The 18,385-nt window shown below is 69.7% G+C and carries 13 protein-coding genes and 1 pseudogene; 6 read left to right on the top strand and 8 right to left on the bottom strand.

The window, feature by feature from the left end:
• Positions 1 to 286: 286 nt before the first annotated feature.
• The 6 genes from NLI01S_RS11060 (at position 287) to NLI01S_RS11035 (ending at position 7,966) form a co-directional block, all read left to right on the top strand.
• Positions 287 to 1,321, top strand: a complete 1,035-nt coding sequence (locus tag NLI01S_RS11060; protein WP_223809194.1) for a LacI family DNA-binding transcriptional regulator — start codon at positions 287 to 289, stop codon at positions 1,319 to 1,321.
• Between the two features lie 116 nt (positions 1,322 to 1,437).
• Positions 1,438 to 2,481, top strand: coding sequence for a LacI family DNA-binding transcriptional regulator (locus NLI01S_RS11055; protein ID WP_067603304.1), 1,044 nt, complete (start codon positions 1,438 to 1,440; stop codon positions 2,479 to 2,481).
• Positions 2,482 to 2,642: 161 nt separating this feature from the next.
• The gene (locus NLI01S_RS11050; RefSeq protein ID WP_067603302.1) at positions 2,643 to 3,566 is read left to right on the top strand and encodes a carbohydrate ABC transporter permease; all 924 of its coding nucleotides are present in this window, start codon (positions 2,643 to 2,645) and stop codon (positions 3,564 to 3,566) included.
• Positions 3,567 to 3,569: 3 nt separating this feature from the next.
• Complete coding sequence (locus NLI01S_RS11045; protein ID WP_067603300.1) at positions 3,570 to 4,484, top strand: carbohydrate ABC transporter permease; 915 nt, start codon at positions 3,570 to 3,572, stop codon at positions 4,482 to 4,484.
• 29 nt (positions 4,485 to 4,513) lie between these two features.
• Entirely contained in the window at positions 4,514 to 5,842 is a 1,329-nt protein-coding gene (locus NLI01S_RS11040; RefSeq protein ID WP_067603298.1) for an ABC transporter substrate-binding protein, read from the top strand.
• 69 nt (positions 5,843 to 5,911) lie between these two features.
• Entirely contained in the window at positions 5,912 to 7,966 is a 2,055-nt protein-coding gene (locus NLI01S_RS11035) for a beta-galactosidase (RefSeq protein ID WP_067603296.1), read from the top strand.
• A 105-nt stretch (positions 7,967 to 8,071) separates the two neighbouring features.
• On the opposite strand, the pseudogene NLI01S_RS11030 reads toward NLI01S_RS11035, so the two are convergent.
• The 8 genes and pseudogenes from NLI01S_RS11030 to araB all read right to left on the bottom strand — a co-directional run bounded on the left by NLI01S_RS11030 (position 8,072) and on the right by araB (position 18,373).
• A pseudogene (locus tag NLI01S_RS11030) lies at positions 8,072 to 10,008 on the bottom strand (serine hydrolase domain-containing protein).
• 362 nt (positions 10,009 to 10,370) lie between these two features.
• The gene (locus tag NLI01S_RS11025; protein WP_157091009.1) at positions 10,371 to 10,541 is read right to left on the bottom strand and encodes a hypothetical protein; all 171 of its coding nucleotides are present in this window, start codon (positions 10,539 to 10,541) and stop codon (positions 10,371 to 10,373) included.
• Between the two features lie 85 nt (positions 10,542 to 10,626).
• Positions 10,627 to 11,823, bottom strand: a complete 1,197-nt coding sequence (gene mmsB / locus NLI01S_RS11020; RefSeq protein ID WP_067603334.1) for a multiple monosaccharide ABC transporter permease — start codon at positions 11,821 to 11,823, stop codon at positions 10,627 to 10,629.
• Between the two features lie 35 nt (positions 11,824 to 11,858).
• Positions 11,859 to 13,436 (bottom strand): sugar ABC transporter ATP-binding protein, encoded by a 1,578-nt coding sequence (locus NLI01S_RS11015; RefSeq protein WP_067603293.1) that lies wholly within the window; start codon positions 13,434 to 13,436, stop codon positions 11,859 to 11,861.
• A complete protein-coding gene (gene chvE / locus NLI01S_RS11010; RefSeq protein ID WP_067603291.1) occupies positions 13,433 to 14,524 on the bottom strand; it encodes a multiple monosaccharide ABC transporter substrate-binding protein in 1,092 nt (363 codons plus the stop codon). The genes NLI01S_RS11015 and chvE overlap by 4 nt, the downstream gene beginning before the upstream one ends.
• Positions 14,525 to 14,564: 40 nt before the next feature.
• Positions 14,565 to 16,001: an L-fucose/L-arabinose isomerase family protein gene (locus tag NLI01S_RS11005; RefSeq protein WP_067603289.1), complete on the bottom strand. Its 1,437-nt coding sequence runs from the start codon at positions 15,999 to 16,001 to the stop codon at positions 14,565 to 14,567.
• Positions 16,002 to 16,010: 9 nt separating this feature from the next.
• Positions 16,011 to 16,706, bottom strand: a complete 696-nt coding sequence (locus NLI01S_RS11000) for an L-ribulose-5-phosphate 4-epimerase (protein ID WP_067603288.1) — start codon at positions 16,704 to 16,706, stop codon at positions 16,011 to 16,013.
• Positions 16,703 to 18,373 (bottom strand): ribulokinase, encoded by a 1,671-nt coding sequence (gene araB / locus NLI01S_RS10995; protein WP_067603287.1) that lies wholly within the window; start codon positions 18,371 to 18,373, stop codon positions 16,703 to 16,705. The genes NLI01S_RS11000 and araB overlap by 4 nt, the downstream gene beginning before the upstream one ends.
• Positions 18,374 to 18,385 lie beyond the last annotated feature (12 nt).

Raw genomic sequence — 18,385 nt, 5'->3', positions numbered from 1 at the left:
AAGTACTGGTGCCGGCGGTGCCGGTAACGCCCATAGGTGCTACTTCGAGGTGTGGACATGCCGATATCACCACCCCGCCCGACAACCCCCAAGAGCCAGAGACCCCGGGCGCCCCACCAGCCACCTCCACCACCTGGAATCTCTCATCCAGAAGTCGGTACACCCCGGTCGGTGACCGCCCGACCGGGGTTTTCTCCTGTCTTGGAGTGAGCGCTAACAAGCGCCATTGCCCTGATAAAGGCAGTGCAGTATGTTAGCGCCCACCAACCCCGGCAAGGAGTTTTGGGTGGACCACTCTTCCCCGTCCGTCCGGGTCGACCGTGACCCCGCGATGACGGACGTCGCGCGGCTCGCGGGCGTCTCCCACCAGACGGTGTCCCGGGTGCTCAACGGGCACCCCAACGTGCGTGAACAGACCCGGCTGCGGGTGCGCGCCGCCATCGAACAACTCGGTTACCGTCCCAACCGGGCCGCCCGCACCCTGGCGACCGGCAAGTCCCAGCTCCTGGGGGTGGTGGCGCAGAACTCCACACTCTTCGGTCCCTCGTCGCTGCTGGCCGCCTTCGAGTTGGCCGCCGCCGCACAGGGGTTCGTGGTCAGCGTGCGCCGGGTGCGGGTCCTGGACCACGGCTCCATCGCCGCCGCCGTCGAACACCACCGCGAGCAACGGGCCGCCGGGATCGTGGTGATCGTTCCCACCGGCGCGGCGGACGAGGCCCTGGCCGAGGTGCCCACCGACGTTCCCGTGGTGGCGGTGGACGGTGACCTCGAACGTGACGACACCTTGGTGACCGTGGACCAGGAGGCCGGTGCGCGGCTGGCCACACGGTGCCTGCTGGAGGCCGGACACGAGACGGTCTGGCACGTGTCCGGTCCGGCGGACTGGTTCGACGCCGCCGGGCGCCTGCGCGGTTGGCAACAGACCCTGGAGGAGGTCGGTGCGGAGGTGCCTCCGGTCAGCCAGGCCGACTGGAGCGCCGCCTCGGGGTATCGGGCGGGGCTGATGCTGGCCCGGATGCCGGAGGTCACCGCGGTGTTCGCCGCCAACGACCACCTGGCCCTGGGGCTCTTGCGTGCGATGCACGAACGTGGCCGTTCGGTGCCCGGCGACGTCAGCGTGGTGGGGTTCGACGACGTGCCCGAGGCCGCCTACTTCATTCCGCCGTTGACCACGGTGCGACCCGACTTCGACACCGTTGCCACCGAGGCACTGGACGTGTTGCTGTCCCGCATCTCCGGTGAACGGACCGGTTCCACACGTCGCGTCATCACACCCACTCTGGTCGAACGCGCTAGCGTGGCACCGCCGCCGGCCCCTTAAGGCCCCCAGGTGGATGCGTTCGGGCCGGTGCTCCGCCCCGTGCCGGCTAAACTGAGCGCCGTCGAACGAGAGGAGGCGGCGGGGGAAGACGCCGCCATGGGCACGGAGGCGTGGGGATGGTCGAGGGCGCGGAGACCATGGAGGAATCAGGCCGTCGCGGAGCCCGGGTCTCCATGGCCGACGTGGCCCGGCTGGCCGGGGTCTCCTCCCAGACCGTCTCCCGGGTCTCCAACGGCAGCCCCAGCGTGGTGCCCCGGACCCGAGAACGGGTGCTGGCCGCCATGGAGGAGCTCGGTTACCGGCCCAACAGCGCCGCGCGCGCCCTCAAACGCGGTGAGTTCCGCACGCTCGGGGTCATCGCGTTCACCCTGTCGACCACGGGCACGTTGCGCACGCTGGAGGCGATCGCGGGTTCCGCCGCCCAGGAGGGGTACGCGATCACGCTCATCCCGGTGGCCGTGCCCACCCAGGACGGGGTGCTGGGGGCATTCACCCGGCTGGGCGAGCTGGCGGTGGACGCCGTCATCGTCATCATGGAGGTCCACCTGTTGGACGCCGCCGACGTCCGGTTGCCGCAGGGGTTGCACGTGGTCGTGGCCGACTCCGAAGCCGGCGATCGGTACGGCATGGTCGACACCGACCAGAGGGGTGGGACGCGTGCGGCGGTCTCGCACCTGCTCGACCTGGGGCATCGAACGGTGCACCACCTGGCCGGCCCTCGGGAGTCCTTCTGCGCCGAACGTCGGGCCCGTGCCTGGCGGGAGCGGCTTGGGGAGAGCGGGTGCCCGGTCCCCGACCCGATCCACGGTGATTGGTCGGCCGAGGGCGGCTACCGGGCGGGACTGGACCTGGCGGCCGACCCCGAGTGCACGGCGGTGTTCGTGGCCAACGACCAGATGGCGTTGGGTGTGCTGCGGGCGATGCACGAGCAGGGCCGGTCGGTTCCCGAGGACGTGAGCGTGGTGGGGTTCGACGACATCGCGGAGGCGGCGTCGTTCCTGCCGCCGCTGACGACCGTCCGGCAGGACTTCCATGAGGTGGGGCGCCGACTCGTGGCCGGGGCACTGCGACGGCTGCGCGGGGAGGCGGACGGTCCCGGAGCCTCACTGGTGCCCACCGAGCTGATCGTACGCGCCAGCACCGCGCCGCCCTCGGTGTGAACCGCGAAGGTTTCCCGCGCCCGACCCCTTGACCGCCGGGCGACCCCGGTGCAACACTCCCGACACCGAAATGTTTGCGTAAACATCGCTCGGTGCCCACCCCCGCCCCCAGCATCGGGGCCCGGCCGTGGTCGACACGGAGTGCACGACGAGGGACCCCCATGACGCCGACGACCACACCCACCGCACCCGCACCGGACAGGCCACCGGCGCGGAGTCGACCCCGAAGACGCTGGACCGGATGGGGCTTCCTCGCCCCGTTCATGACCGTCTTCGCGTTGGTCTTCGTGGCACCGATCCTGTACTCGCTCTACCTGAGCGTGTACCGCGACCAACTGGTCGGCGGCACCTCGTTCGTGGGCCTGGAGAACTATCGCGGAGCCCTCACCGACCCGGTGTTCTGGGACTCGGTGTCCAGGGTGACGCTCTTCCTCGCCGTCCAGGTGCCGATCATGCTGTTCCTGGCGCTGCTCCTGGCCCTGGCCCTGGACAGCGGTCGACTCTACGGGCGCGACTTCTTCCGCATCTCGATCTTCCTGCCCTACGCGGTCCCCGCCGTGGTGGCCACCCTCATGTGGGGCTTCATGTACGGCACCCGGTTCGGGCTCGTCGGCAACGTCAACGACCTGCTGGGCGTGACCCTGCCCGACCCGCTCGCCCCAGGCGTCATCCTCGCCTCGATCGGCAACATCGTCACCTGGCAGTTCGTCGGCTACAACATGCTCATCCTGTACTCGGCGCTGCGCACGGTGCCGCACAACCTGTACGAGGCGGCCGAGGTCGACGGGGCCGGCCAGCTGCGGGTGATCGCCGCGATCAAGCTCCCCGCTCTGCGCGGGGCCCTGGTGATCGCGGCGATCTTCTCCGTCATCGGCAGCTTCCAGCTGTTCAACGAACCCAGCATCCTGCAGAGTCTGGCGCCCAACGCCATCACCTCCGGCTACACGCCCAACCTCTACACCTACTCGTTGGCCTTCTCCGGCCAGCAGCAGAACTACGCCGCGGCGGTGGCGATCATCATGGGGCTGTTGACCATGGTCATCGCCTACGCGGTCCAGCTGTTCGGCATGCGAAAGGCCGTGTGAACCATGGGCACCCCCACCCCGCTCCGCTCACCCCGGCCCCGTAGCCGCTCCGCGCCCGGCCCGCAGGGATCGTTCGGCCGGCGCCCCAGCGTCGCCTTGACCCTGGTCACCGGACTGGCCCTGCTGTACTCCGTGGTGCCCCTGATCTGGTTGCTCATCAACGCCACCAAGGGCCAGGAGTCGCTGCTGGACAGCTTCGGGTTGTGGTTCGGCTCCGACTTCGCGCTGTTGGACAACATCGCCGCCACGCTCACCTACGACGACGGGGTGTTCGTGCGTTGGCTGATCAACACCGTGCTCTACGTGGTGCTGGGCGCGGGTGGCGCCACCCTGTTGGCGATGCTCGGCGGCTACGCCCTGGCCAAGTTCGACTTCCCCGGGCGACGTGCCGTCTTCGCCGTGGTCCTGGGCGCGGCCGCGGTGCCCGGCACAGCCCTGGCCGTGCCCACGTTCTTGATGTTCAGCCAGATGGGCCTGACCAATACCCCCTGGGCGGTCATCGTCCCCTCCCTGATCTCGCCCTTCGGCCTGTACCTGATGTGGGTCTTCGCGGCTCAGGCGGTCCCCACGGAGCTGATGGAGGCGGCGCGTATCGACGGCTCGGGGGAGATCCGCACCTTCTTCACCGTGGTGTTGCCGCTGCTGGCCCCCGGAACCGCCACGGTCCTGCTCTTCACCATGGTGGCGACCTGGAACAACTACTTCCTGCCGCTGATCATGATCCGCGACCCCGATTGGTTCCCGCTCACGCTCGGGCTCGACGCCTGGAACGACCAGGCCGCCACCATCGGGGGCGAACCCGTCTTCCACCTGGTCATCACCGGGTCACTGTTGACCATCGTGCCGCTGATCGCAGCCTTCCTGATGCTGCAGCGCTACTGGCGTTCCGGTCTGACCGCCGGAAGCCTCAAGGGCTGAACACACCACCACGACCGAGGAGACCCCCCATGAACAACAGAGCCTCCCGTGCCGCCGCGGTCGGCGCATTGTGCCTGGCGCTGAGCGCCTGCGGTTCCGGTGACGACACCGCCCCGGACGTCACCGCGGAGGACGTCGCGACCGCCTTGGAGGAAGGTGGTGAGATCACGGTCTGGGCCTGGGAACCCACCCTGGAACAGGTCGCCGAGGACTTCGAGGAGGCCCACCCCGGCGTCACCGTCGACGTGGAGAACGTCGGTACCGGCGACGAGCAGTACACCGCGCTGCAAAACGCTCTGTCCGCCGGGTCTGGGCTGCCCGACGTCGCCCACATCGAGTACTTCGCGCTGGGCCAGTTCACCATCGCCGGACACCTGGTCGACCTGGCTCCACTGGGGGCCGAGGAACTGGAGGGGTCCTACACGCCCGGGCCGTGGAACGCGGTCCAGGGCGAGGAAGGCGCCATCCACGCCCTACCCATGGACTCCGGGCCGATCGCCCTGTTCTACAACCAGGACGTCTTCGATGAACTCGACGTGGAGATCCCCACCACCTGGGAAGAATACGTCGAGGCGGCCCGGGAGCTCACCGAGGCCGACCCCGACGTGCGCATCGCCGCCGACAACGGTGACGCCGGCACCACCACCACCGGGATCTGGCACGCGGGGGGACAGCCCTACTCGGTGGAGGGCGAGGAGGTCACCATCGACTTCACCGATGAGGGCACCGCCCGCTACACCGACAGCTGGCAGCAGCTCATCGACGAGGACCTGCTGCTGCCGGTGACCTCCTGGAGCGACGAGTGGTACCAGGCACTGGGCGACGGCAGTGTCGCCACCCTGGTCACCGGCGCGTGGATGGGTCTGAACCTGGAGTCGGGGGTCCCCGACGGGACCGGATCCTGGCGGGTGGCCCCGCCCCCCGCCTGGGAGGAGGGCGACACCTCCAGTGCCGAGAGCGGCGGCAGCGCCCTGGCGGTGCCGATGGGCGCGGAGAACCAGGCGCTCGCCTACGCCTTCATCGAGTACGCCAACGCCGGTGATGGGATCCGGACCAGGATCGACCAGGGCGCCTTCCCGGCCACCGTCGCCGACCTGGAATCGGAGGAGTTCCTGGCGATCGAGTCCGAGTACTTCGGTGGCCAGCAGGTCAACCAGGTCTACGCCGACTCCGCGGCCAACGTGCGGGAGGGATGGGCCTACCTGCCCTACCAAGCCCACGCCAACTCGCTGTTCAACGACACCGTGGGCCAGGCCTACGTCTCCGACACCACACTCGCCGAGGGATTGGCCGACTGGCAGGAGGTATCGGCCCGTTACGGCGAGGACCAGGGATTCACCGTCGATACCGGTGACTGACCGGGGCACGACCCCCTCGGGGCGGCTCCGCCCGCTCCACCACACCCATGTCCTTTGAAGGGAAACACCATGACCGACGCCGGTTCGCGTGACTGGCCGCGTTGGCCCGACCGACCCGCCCGCCCCCGCTTCGGCTACGGCGCCGACTACAACCCCGAGCAATGGCCCCGCCGGGTGTGGGAGGAGGACCTGCGCCTGATGCGCCGCGCCGGGGTCAACATCGTCACCCTCGGGGTGTTCTCCTGGTCGCGGCTGCGGCCGGACCCCCACACCTGGGACTTCGGCTGGCTGGACGAGATCATGGACCGGCTGCACGAGAACGGCGTCGCCGTGGACCTGGCCACCGCCACCGCATCGCCGCCCGCCTGGCTGACCACAGCGCACCCCGAGATCCTGCCGGTCACCCGCACCGGTGAGACCGTCTGGCCCGGTGCCCGCCAGCATTGGCGTCCCACGTCGCCGGTGTTCCGCCGCCACGCGCTGGAGGTGACCACCGCCCTGGCCGAACGCTACGGTCGTCACCCCGCCCTGGCCGCCTGGCACGTGTCCAACGAACTGGGCTGCCACAACGTCCACGACTACTCCGAGGACGCCGCGACCGCCTTCCGTGCCTGGCTGCGGGAGCGTTACACGACGCTCGACGGGCTCAACCACGCCTGGGCCACCGACTTCTGGTCCCAGCGCTACACCGACTGGGGCCAGGTCCTACCGCCCCGGCTGGCCGCCTCGCACGTCAACCCCACCCAACAGCTCGACTTCGCGCGCTTCTCCTCCGACGCGCTGCGAGACCACCTGCGGGCGGAAAGCGCTATCCTGCGTCGTCTCACTCCCGAGATCCCCATCACCACCAACTTCATGGTCATGGGACACGTCTCGGAGATGAACTACGCCGACTGGGCGCACGAGGTCGACTTCGTCTCCAACGACCACTACGTGCGTCCCGAACCCGGCGGTGCCGACGAACTCTCCTTCTGCGCCAACCTCACCGGGGGCCTGGCGCGTGGGCGCCCCTGGTACTTGATGGAGCACTCCACCAGCGCGGTCAACTGGCGCTCGGTCAACCCGCCCAAGAACCCCGGTGAGATGGCACGCGACTCCCTGCTGCACGTGGCGCACGGCGCCGACGCCGTGTGCTTCTTCCAGTGGCGACAGTCGGCGGCCGGTGCGGAGAAGTACCACTCGGCGATGGTGCCGCACACCGGTGCCCAGAGCCGCGTCTTTCGGGAGGTGACCGAACTGGGGCGGGTGTTGGCCGAGGACCTGGCCGAGGTCGCCGGCTCGCGTCGTCTGCCCGCCCGGGCCGCCATCGTCTTCGACTGGGAGTCCAGGTGGGCGGTGAGTCGCGACTCGCTGCCCAGCTCGCTGTTGGACGTGCACCGCGAGGCCCTGGACTGGTACACCGCCTTTCTCGACGCGGGGGTGCGCGTGGACGTGCTGCCCACCGACGCCGACTGGGAGACCTACGACCTGGTCGTCGCGCCCTTGCTGCACGTCCTGCCCGAGGCGACCGCGCGCCGCCTGACCGGCTACGTCGAGGGCGGCGGGCACCTGGTCACCACCTACTTCTCCGGGATCGTCGACGAGAACGACCACGTCCACCTGGGCGGCTATCCGGGACCGTTGCGCGATCTGCTGGGTCTTCGGATCGAGGAGTTCGCGCCCCTGCCCGAGGGTGTGAGCGTGGGTCTGGACGACGGTTCCTCGGGAACGGTGTGGTCGGACCGGATCACGGTCACCTCGGCCGAGACCGAGGTGCTGGCCCGTTACGCCGACGGTCCCTCGGCCGGGGGAGCGGCGCTGACCCGGCGCGCGTTGCCCGGCGGCGGTGGCGCCGCCTACGTCTCGACCCGTTTGGACGAGGCCCACCGAGTCGCCCTGCTCGGCCGACTGTTGGCCGAGGCCGGGATCGACGGCGAACTCCCCGAGGAGTTGCGCGGCCGGGTGGAGCTGACCGTGCGCGCCGACGATGGCGCCGAGTACCGCTTCCTGACCAACCGCACCGACGAACCCGTCGAGCTCCGCGGCCTGCTGGGCACCCCATTGACGGGGGTCACCACGTCCGCTGAGGGGAGCCGGGTCCTCGCGCCGCGCGGCATCACCGCGTGGCGCCTGCCCACGGCCTGAGAAAGCGCTGTCCCTGAGAAAGCGCTGTCCCTGAGACAGGGTTGTCTCTGAGAAAGTGCTGTCCACGGGAGAGGCTCCCGTGGACAGCACTTCAAGGTGGCGGACTCAGTAGGAGATGTCGGGGACGAGCAGGTTGAAGGACACGGCGAACCAGGCACAGCCCGCCAGCGCGGCCAGGACCGGTACGCCGCCCGCGCACCGGAGCCATCCGGTCCGACGGCGCACGTCGTGCAAGACCACCACCGCAGCGGGGACGAGACCGATCACGCCCACCGCCTGGGCGCCCTGAACGGCTCTCAGCAGCAGAGGGGACACCTCCCCCAGGTCCATGATCGTCATGACGGCCAGGACCCAACCGGCGCAGGAGACCACCGTCGCCACGACCGCGATCCGGGTGAGCACACGCGCCGGGCGCCCGGACCGGTCCCGCCCGGGCGGGGACAGACGCCACCGTGTCAGGGCACCGATCGGCCAGGACAGGACGACCAGGGCCAGAACACCGATGGAGGGGACCAACACCGGCAGGGCGACCGCCGCGGACCGTTCCGGTTCGACCGGCAGCAGACTGAACGCCGAACCGTGGCCGAGGGCCTCGACGCGGCCGTCCTCCACCCGTGCGGTCAGGAGACGCTGCCCCCCGATCTCGCGCCACACCCAGGGGTCGATCTCCTCATAGGCGGTGGGCCGTCCGGTCTCGGGGCCGGGTGAGACGAGGAGGGTCAGGTCCGGGCGGACCGTCACCCGGGTCTCCTGGAACACGTCCAGGGCCTTCATGAAGGTGCTGTGCATCGACCGCGAGGTGACGTAGGAACCCGCCACCGCGTGGGCGCGCCTCTCCGGCCCCTCGGAGACCTCACCGCCGGCCGGTAGAGGCTCCTCCTGCTCCTGCTCGGGGAAGTAACGGTCGGCGAAGCCGAACATGACGGCCTCACGCAGTCGCAGAGTGGAGGTCTTCTCGTGCCCGCCGCTGTTGAGACCGATGAAGATCCCGGTGTCGTCCTCCGGGTAGATCTGCATGTGGGTGTGGAAGAAGGAGGTGTCCCCACCATGGCCGATGATCCGATGCCCGTTTCGATCCTCCTCGAAGAAGCCCAGCGTCATCCGGGGACCCTCGGCCAGGCCTCCCAACGCGTCCTCGTCCAGGGCCGGGGCGTGCATGAGGTCGAGGGTCCGCGGTGACAGCACGGAGGGCCCGTCCTCGCCGCCCGCGTCCAGGTGGGCGAGCATGAAACGGGCCATGTCGGTGGCAGTGGTGGACAGCGAGCCGGCGGGCGCACCCGCCACGATCTCGAAGTCCTGGGGTCTGCCGTCGTCGGTCGCGTAGCCGTGGGAGAGCGATGACGGCGGCTCGTCGGGGATCGGTTGCCTGGTGGTGGAGGAATCCATTCCCAGTGGAGCGAGCACGTTCTCGTCGACGTACTCCTCGTAGGACACACCGCCGGCCCGTTCGACCACGTATCCGGCCAGGGCGTACCCGTAGTCGGAGTAGGCGGGGACGGTACCGGGCTCGTAGACCTGTTCGGGAGGAGCGTCGGTGACGGCGGCGCGCAGGTCCGGTTCGGTCCCCTCGGGCAGGATCAGGTCCGCGATGGCCTCCTCGTACCCGGCCGTGTGCGTGAGCAGGTGGCGCAGGGTGACGGGCTCGTCGAAGGAGGTGTTCAGGGTGAAGTCGACGTACTCGGCGACGTCGGTGTCCAGGTCGAGTCACCGGCCTCGACCAGCCGCATCACCGCGGTGGCGGTGAAGAGTTTGGTGACCGATCCCGCGCGGAAGAGGTCCAGGTCGGGGTCGACCGGTGTGGTGACGATGTCGCCGGCCGCCGTCTCGCCGTACTCGTAGCCCACCCCGGTGTCGGAGTTGCCGTAACCCCGGCTGGTGAGGATCTCGCCGTCGTGGACCACGCTCACAGTGGCCCCCGCGATGCCGGACGTCTCCAGTGCGGCGGGCACGAGCCCGTCGAGCCAGGCGTTGACGTCCGCCTCGGTGGGTTCACCGTCGGCGGCGGGTCCGGTGACCGGGGGAGCGGGGGCGGTCGAGGGCATGGTGGCGCCGCAACCGGTGGTCAGGGCGATGACCGCGCCGGCGGCCAGGAGACGAAGGGTCGACCGGCCCGCCCGTGAACATCCGGGGGGCGGGGCGGGAGGCCGTGTCGCTGGAGATCAAAGAGGTCCTACTCGGATTCTTTCGGGATCGAGAGTGTCAGGTCTGGACATTCTGCCCGGGGTTCCGGTGGCTCTGTGAACACCGCCCATCACGAGGACCGGACCGCCGATGAACAACGCCTCCCACCCCGGCATGGTGAGCGGTCGGTACCGGGGGCGCCCGCCACCCGCAGACATGAACCCCGAGGCCCCGGCCGACAGGGCTCGGCGCAGGACCTCGGGGTGGACGGGTCGGATGAGGATCAGGGGCAGACGACCGGGTGGTCGGCCAGGAGCCGCGCGGCCGCGTCGCTCCCGTCGCTCCCCGGCACCGGCAGGTCCGGTAGGGCGACATCGGGACGGAGTTGGAGCGCGGCGGGCAGCACGTCGCTTCCCGTGCACACGTCCGCGACCACCTCGAGGTCGGGTTCCACGTCGATCAGCGTCCGCAACGCCCCCGGATCACGGCCTCGGCCGGGAGCGCTCTGATCACGTCACTTCCTCACGAACCCCGACATGTCATGGGTCCCGTGGGGGTCTGCGGCGTGAGCGCAGCGCCGGCATGATCGGAGCCGAACCACCGACGCGGCGCTTGTTGTAGATGTCGAAGGCCACGGCCAGCAACAACACCAGGCCCTTGATGAGCTGCTGCCAGTCCACGCCCAGACCGATCAGTGACATCCCGTTGTTGAGCACGCCCATGACCAGGGCACCGATCACCGCACCGACGACGCTGCCCACACCACCGGCCGCGGAGGCGCCGCCGATGAAGGCCGCCGCGATGGCGTCCAGTTCGAACATGGTGCCCGCGCCGGGGGTCGCGGCGTTCAGACGCCCGGTGAAGACCAGCCCGGCCAGCGCCGAGAGCACCCCCATGTTCACGAACACCCAGAACGTGGTCTGTTTGGTGCGGATCCCGGAGAGCGCGGCGGCACGCTCACTGCCACCCACGGCGTACACGCGCCGACCCATGGTGGTGGAGCGCATCACGAACGCGTAGCCCACGATGAGCGCGATCAGTAGCACGCCCACCAGCGGAAGGCCGTTGTGCTCGGCCACCACGTAGGTGAACGCCATGATGGCGGCGACCACCAGCACCGACCCGGTGGCGGTGACCGCGACCGGTGCGACCGGCAGTTCACGGGCGCGGGAACGGGCCCGCGAGCGCCACTGGATCCACACGATCACGGCGGCCCCGGCCAATCCGAGGAGGAGGGTGGGAAGGTGTGGTCCATCACTTCGTCCGGGCAGGAAACCACTGGCGATCACCCGCAGCGACTGCGGCAACGGGGCGATGGACTCTCCGCCCAGCACCGCGAGCGTGGCGCCGCGGAACACCAGCATCCCGGCCAGGGTGACGATGAACGCCGGAACACCGACGTAGGCGATCCAAAAGCCTTGCCAGGCACCGATGAGCGCGCCGAGCAGCAGCGCGGCCGGTACCACCACGACGGTCGGCAGACCCCACGAGTTGAGCATGATCGCGGCCATCGCCCCGGTGAAGGCCACCACCGAGCCGACCGATAGGTCGATGTGCCCGGTGATGATCACCAACATCATCCCGATCGCCAGGATCAGGATGTAGGAGTTCTGCATGATCAGGTTGGTGACGTTGAGCGGGGTGAGCAGGAGCCCACCGGTGAGGATTTGGAACAGGATGATGATGGCCACCAGGGCGATGGCCATCCCGTACTGGCGGGTGCGTCCCCGTAGCATCTCCCGCAGACGGGGGAGCGAGGAGGTCGGTCGGTTCACTTCGTTTCCCCGGTTCGGGTCATGAGTCTCATCAGGGTCTCCTGGTCGGCGTCGGCCCCGGGCACCTCGCCGGTGATACGCCCCTCGCACATGGCGTAGACGCGATCGCACATGCCGAGGAGCTCCGGCAGCTCCGAGGAGATGAGCAGCACGCAGGCCCCCTCCGCCGCCAGGCGGCGCACGATCAGGTAGATCTCGTACTTGGCCCCGACGTCGATGCCTCGGGTGGGCTCGTCGAGGATCAGCAGCTCCGGTCGCGTGAACATCCACTTGCCCAGCACGACCTTTTGCTGGTTGCCGCCGCTGAGGGTGCGCACCGTCTGGTCGACCCCGCGGCTGCGCACCCGCATGCGTTCGCTCATCCGTTGGGCCTCCACCGTCTCCAGGCCCGGGTCGATGACTCCCCGGCGGGAGATCCGCCCGAGCGCGGACATGGTGGTGTTGTGCCGGATGTCGTCGTCCAGGACCAGGCCCAGGGACTTGCGGTCCTCGGGCACGTAGGCGACCCCGGCGGCGATCGCGTCGGCGACGTCGCCCATGCGCAGTTCCTCGCCGTCTCGCAGCAGGGAACCTCGGACGTAACGGCCATAGGAGCGTCCGAACAGGTTCATGGCGAACTCGGTGCGCCCGGCGCCCATCAGGCCGGCCAGTCCCACGACCTCACCGGCCCCGATGTCGAGATCCGCCCCGTCCACGATGCGCCGTCCGGCCTGGGTGGGATGATCCACGGTCCAGTCGCGCACCTCGAAGCGGACCGGGCCTACGGTGGCCTCGCCCGGTGGGTAGCGCTGGTCCAGGTCGCGGCCGACCATGCCACGGATGACACGGTCCTCGTCGACGGAGGGCCGCCCCTCGGTGTCGCGTTCCACCGTGAGGGTCTCCACGGTGCGGCCATCGCGCAGGATGGTGACCTCGTCGCTGACTCGCATCACCTCGCCGAGCTTGTGCGAGATCAGCACGCAGGCCACACCCTGCTCGCGCAGGTCCGACAGCAGCTCCAGGAGACGGTCGCTCTCGGCCTCGTTGAGCGCGGAGGTCGGCTCGTCCAGTACCAGCAACCGCACCCGTTTGGCCAGGGCCTTGGCGATCTCCACCAACTGTTGAGCGCCGATGCTCAGCGCGGAGACGGGCAGGGCGGGGTTCTCGTCCAGGCCCACGCGCAGCAGCAGTTCACGGGCGCGGGCGTGGGTGGCGCCCCAGTCGATGACACCGAACCGGGTCACCTCGTGGCCCAGCAGGACGTTCTCGCTGATGGAGAGCTGGGGGATCAGCGCCAGTTCCTGATGGATGATGGCGATTCCGGCGCGTTCGGCGGCGACCACGTCGGAGAACGCCCGCGGCTCACCGTCGATCTCCACCGACCCGGTGTAGGACCCGGCCGGATGGACCCCGCTGAGTACCTTCATCAACGTGGACTTGCCGGCCCCGTTCTCGCCCATCAGCGCGTGGACGCTGCCGGGGGACACCTCCAGGGAGACCCCGTCCAGGGCCCGCACCCCGGGGAACTCCTTGCGGATGTCGCTCATCCGCAGCAGGGGCCCCGGGGCGTCGGGAATGGTGTGCGCGGTGCTCATTGGAGCTCGGACTCCTCGTAGTAGCCGCTCTCGACCAGGACCTCGTGGTAGTTGTCCAGGTCCACCGAGACCGGTTCCAGCAGGAAGGACGGAACGACCTGGACCCCGTTGTCGTAGGACTCGGTGTCGTTGACCGGCACCTCCTCGTCGTTGAGCAGGGCCTCGGTCATGTCCACGGTCTGGGAGGCCAGGGCGCGAGTGTCCTTGAAGACCGTCTGGGTCTGCTCACCGGCGACGATGGAGCGCACCGACGACAGGTCGGCGTCCTGGCCCGTGATGACGGGAAGCGGTTGCTCCTCGGTGCCGTAGCCCACAGCGCGCAGGGACTCGATCACCCCCAGGCTGATGCCGTCGAAGGGCGACAGGACCGCGTGCACCTCCTCGTCGGAGTAGTTGGCGCTGAGCAGGTTGTCCATGCGGGACTGGGCGATGGAGCCGTCCCAGCGGGTGGTGGCGATCTGCTCCATGGAGGTCTGGCCGCTCAGGACCTCCAACGTGCCGTCGTCGATGTGGGGTTGCAGGACCGACATCGCGCCGTCGTTGAAGAAGTAGGCGTTGTTGTCGTCGGGGGCGCCGCCGAACAGCTCGATGTTGAACGGGCCGTCCTCGTTCTCCAGGTCCAGGTTGTCGACGATGTACTGCCCCTGGAGGACGCCGACCTCGAAGTTGTCGAAGGTGGCGTAGTAGTCGACGTGCTCGCTGCCCATGATGAGCCGGTCGTAGGCGATCACCGGGATGTCGCCGTCGGCGGCCATGTCGAGGACGTCGCCCAGGGCCTCACCGTCGATGGAGGCGATGACCAGGGCGTCCACGCCTCGGGTGATCATGTTCTCGATCTGGGCGACCTGGTCCTCGACGATGTCCTCGGCGTACTGCAGGTCGGTTCCGTAGCCGCGGTCCTCGAACTCGGCGACCATGTTGTCACCGTCGTCGATCCAGCGTTCGGAGGATTGGGTGGGCATGGCGATGCCGATGACGCCGTTCTCACCGTCGGGGCGGGCGGCGTCGCCTACACCGTTGCAGGCGGTCAGTAGCAGTGCGGCGCCGGAGAGGGCGGCGGTGACGGACAAGAGTGATGGTCGGGGCATCGGGGGCCTTCTTCCGTACTCGGGGGGTGGAGCCGGTCGTTCAGACCGGGACGTATTCGATACCGGCCAGCTCGCACAGGACACGCCAGTCCTGGGCGATGTGACCGGAGTTCATGACCATGTGGTGGGTGCCACCGGCGCGCAGCCAGGCGTCCATGCAGCCCCGCACACCCGAGGCGGGACGGAACTGCCCGTAGGGCATCTCCAGGGCGGGCAGTTCGGGGGAGTCCAGGACCTCGCCCTCGGCCACGACCAGACGGAACCGTTCCCCGCCCAGGGAGACCAGGGACGCCAGCGTCGCCGGCCCCGGGCGGTAGCGGAACACCAGGGTGGGCGGGTCGTCCAGGCCTCCGATGCCCAGCGGGCGTTTGATCAGCCGTACCGGTTCGTCCTCGCGGGCCATTCGCCAGTTGCCCTCGCCCATGTGGCTCATCAGGATGGAGTCGCTGGGAAAGTCCATCGCGTACATCTCGGTGAAGTGACCGTCCCCGGCGAGACGGTGCCCGGCGTAGACGACCGAGGCCGCCAGGACGTCCCCCTCTCCGGCGAAGCCGTACCCCTGAGCCATCAGCGTGGACGCGGCGGCCATGGGCAGCCGGGCGAAACGCCCGTCCTCACCGATGGCGTCGAAGTGGGTGGAGTAGGCGCCGCATTCCGATTCCTCCAGGAGTCGTTCGATGCCCAACTGCATACGGACGTGGTCCTCGCGCTCCTCCTCGGACAACCGGGTGTCCACGTCGAACGCCCCATCCTCCCAGGAGAGGAGGTCGCGTACCGCCTGTTCGGGCAGATCGGCCATGGTGCGGTGCAGTGCGCCGGGCGCGATCACGTGCACCTCCGGTCCGAGCTTGCGCAACAGCGCGGACTCGTCCACTCGGGCGTCGCCCATGCCGTTCATGGGGTAGCCGAACACGCCCACCCGCAACCGGCGCAGCGCGCTGACGGTGTGGGCCGCCCGAGCCCAGCGGTCCACCCGCTCCGCGAAGTCCGGGCTCTGCCACTCACCGGTGATGACGTCGAAGTCGACCCCGGCCCGCACCATCGCGTTGGCGGTGTCCTGGGCCCCGTGGATGCCCTGGTTGTAGGTCATGTCGTCCATGTCCCAGGCGGCGCTGACGGCGGGGTCGGGCTGGATGTTGGCCAGGGCGACCGGCAGCCGCAACCCGGACAGGGCCCGGGTGACGCGCAGCGAGGGGCCATAGGTGAGCATGACGACCAGGACCCCGTCGAGCCCCTCGGCCTCGAAGGAACGCAGGGCGCGTTCGGCGTCCTCACGACCACGGACCGGCGGAGCGACCGTCCACTCGGCGACGTCGGACAGACGCTCGGCGACCCGGCCGGCGTAGGCGGCCTGGTGCTCGGTGATCCCCGGGATCATGTCGTCGTAGAGCGGCTGCATGATGCCGAGCAGACCGATGCGGGGCCGGTGGGCGCGCACCGCGGGGTTGTCGCTCGCGGGGGGCGTGGGTAGGGGCACGTCGCTTCCTCACTGTCCGTAGGCGTTCTGGTAGCGGTGGTAGAGGGCGTCGACGTCCTCTTGGGGCAGGCGTTCGACGGGTCCGCCCTGGCGGGCGATGTGGACGGTGCGGGCCACGTCCTCGCACATCACGGCGGCCTTGACCGCGGCCTTGGCGGTGGTGCCGATGGTGAAGACCCCGTGGCCGCGCATGAGGACGGCCGGGGACCGGTGACCCTCCAGGGTGTGGACGATGCCGCGTCCGATGGAGTCGTCACCGATGCGTGCGAAGGGGCCCACCGGGATGTCGCCGCCGAACTCGTCGGCCATCGCGGTGATGGCGCAGGGGACGGGCTCCCCGCGGGCGGCCCAGGCCGTGGCGTAGGGGCTGTGGGTGTGCACGACCCCGCCGACGTCGGGGCGGGCCCGGTAGACGTGGGCGTGGGCGTCGGTGTCGCTGGAGGGTTTGTGACGGCCCTCGAGCAAGGCGCCGTGCAGGTCGCACACGACCATGTCCTGGGGGGTGAGGTCGTCGTAGGACACGCCGCTGGGTTTGATCACCATCAGGTCGGTGTGGGGCACCCGGGCCGAGATGTTGCCGCTGGTCCAGGTGACCAGGTCCCACCGGGTCAGTTCGGCGTGCAGTTCGCACACGTGCTCACGCACGCGTTCCACATCGGCGCGGTGGCGCGTCAGCAGGTCTTGGAGGTCGTCGGTGGAGGTCATCGCGTCCCCTGGGTGGCGTCGTCGGTGGTGAGCGCGTCCTGTCGCAGGGCCCGCAAACGGTGCAGGCTGTCGGTGCCGCCGCGCCCGAAGTGGTCGTGCAGTTCGGTGTAGACCTTGAACAGGGCGTCGTAGGCCGCAGCCCGGCGTGGGTCGGGGTCGACGGTGTCGGGGCGGACCCGGCCCATGGCGGCGGAGGCGGCGTGGACGTCGGGGTGGGCCCCGGCGGCGACGGCGGCGTGGATGGCCGCCCCCACGGCGCAGCTGTGCTCGGTGTCCACCACCCGCAGGGGCCGGTTCAGCACGTCGGCGTAGACCTGGAGGACGAAGGGGTTGCGGACCATGCCGCCGCCGATGGTGAGGTCGTGGACCGGCACCCCCGCGGTGGTGAAGGCCTCGATGATGGTGCGGGTGCCGAAGGCGGTGGCCTCCACCAGGGCCCGGTAGACCTCCTCGGGGCGGGTGGCCAGTGTCATGCCCACGAGCACGCCGGTCAGGGAGTGGTCGACCAGTACCGACCGGTTGCCGCTGTGCCAGTCCAGGGCCACCAGACCGTGCGCGCCCACCGGGGCGTCGGCCGCCTTGGCCGACAACAGGTCGTGGACGGACACCCCGCGTTCGGCGGCCTCCTGGTGGTAGGCCGGGGGCACGTGGGTGTCGACGAACCAACCGAAGATGTCGCCCACGCCGCTCTGTCCGGCCTCGTAGCCCCACATGCCCGGGGTGATGCCGCCCAGGGCCATGCCGCACATCCCCGGTACCTCGGCCAGGACCTCGGAGTTCATCACGTGGCAGGTGCTGGTGCCCATGATGGCGAGCATCCGACCGGGCGCCGTGGTCTGCGCGGCGGCGGCGGTGACGTGGGCGTCGATGTTGCCGACGGCCACGGGGGTGTCCTCGAGCAGGCCGGTCCAGGCGGCGGCCTCGGCGGTGAGGCCACCGGCCCGTTCGCCCAGTTGGGACAGCGGGTGGTCGAGCTTTTCGGTGACGAAGTCGGCGAAGCGGGGATCCAACGCGGACAGGAAGTCCTTGGTGGGCCAGGCGCCGTCCTGGTGGATCCCCTTGTACCCGGCGGTGGCCACGTTGCGGTTCTCGTGTCCGCACAGCCGCCACACGATCCAGTCGGCCCCCTCGATCCAGCGGTCGGCGCGCCGGTAGACCTCGGGGTCGTCGCGCAGTACCTGAAGGGCCTTGGCGAACTGCCATTCGGAGGAGATCCGCCCGCCGTAGCGGCCCAGCCAGGGTTCGCCGCGTTCGGCGGCCAAGGCGTTGATCTCGTCGGCCTCGGGTTGAGCCGAGTGGTGGCGCCACAGCTTGGGCCAGGCGTGGGGGCGCCCGGCGAGGTCGGGGACCTCGCACAGGGGGGTCCCGTCGGCGGTGGTGGGCAGGACCGTGCAGGAGGTGAAGTCGACACCGACGCCGATGACCCGATCGGGGGTGATCCCGGCCGCGTGCAGGGCGGCGGGAACGGCTTCGCTCAGGACCCTTCGGTAGTCCTCGGGGTGTTGCAGGGCGGTCTCCGGTTCGAGGGGCTCCCCGTGGCCGGGCAGATGGTCGGAGATGACCCCGTGGGGGTAGGCGCGTTCGGCGGTGCCGAGTTCCGCGCCGTCGCGGACCCGGACCACGACGGCGCGTCCGGAGAGGGTTCCGAAGTCGATACCGACCACCACGGGGTCGGGGGG

Origin of the sequence: Nocardiopsis listeri NBRC 13360 (assembly GCF_001570765.1) — a bacterium.
GTDB classification, from domain to species: domain Bacteria; phylum Actinomycetota; class Actinomycetes; order Streptosporangiales; family Streptosporangiaceae; genus Nocardiopsis; species Nocardiopsis listeri.
This window is presented reverse-complemented; position numbering and strand designations above follow the sequence as displayed.

Excerpts from the sequence above, each read along its gene's own strand:
- NLI01S_RS11050 (WP_067603302.1), top strand. The coding sequence starts at position 2,643 with ATGACGCCGACGACCACACCCACCGCACCCGCACCGGACAGGCCACCG.
- mmsB (WP_067603334.1), bottom strand. The coding sequence starts at position 11,823 with ATGCTACGGGGACGCACCCGCCAGTACGGGATGGCCATCGCCCTGGTG.
- NLI01S_RS11015 (WP_067603293.1), bottom strand. The coding sequence starts at position 13,436 with ATGAGCACCGCGCACACCATTCCCGACGCCCCGGGGCCCCTGCTGCGG.
- NLI01S_RS11040 (WP_067603298.1), top strand. The coding sequence starts at position 4,514 with ATGAACAACAGAGCCTCCCGTGCCGCCGCGGTCGGCGCATTGTGCCTG.
- NLI01S_RS11000 (WP_067603288.1), bottom strand. The coding sequence starts at position 16,706 with ATGACCTCCACCGACGACCTCCAAGACCTGCTGACGCGCCACCGCGCC.
- NLI01S_RS11035 (WP_067603296.1), top strand. The coding sequence starts at position 5,912 with ATGACCGACGCCGGTTCGCGTGACTGGCCGCGTTGGCCCGACCGACCC.
- NLI01S_RS11055 (WP_067603304.1), top strand. The coding sequence starts at position 1,438 with ATGGTCGAGGGCGCGGAGACCATGGAGGAATCAGGCCGTCGCGGAGCC.
- NLI01S_RS11045 (WP_067603300.1), top strand. The coding sequence starts at position 3,570 with ATGGGCACCCCCACCCCGCTCCGCTCACCCCGGCCCCGTAGCCGCTCC.
- chvE (WP_067603291.1), bottom strand. The coding sequence starts at position 14,524 with ATGCCCCGACCATCACTCTTGTCCGTCACCGCCGCCCTCTCCGGCGCC.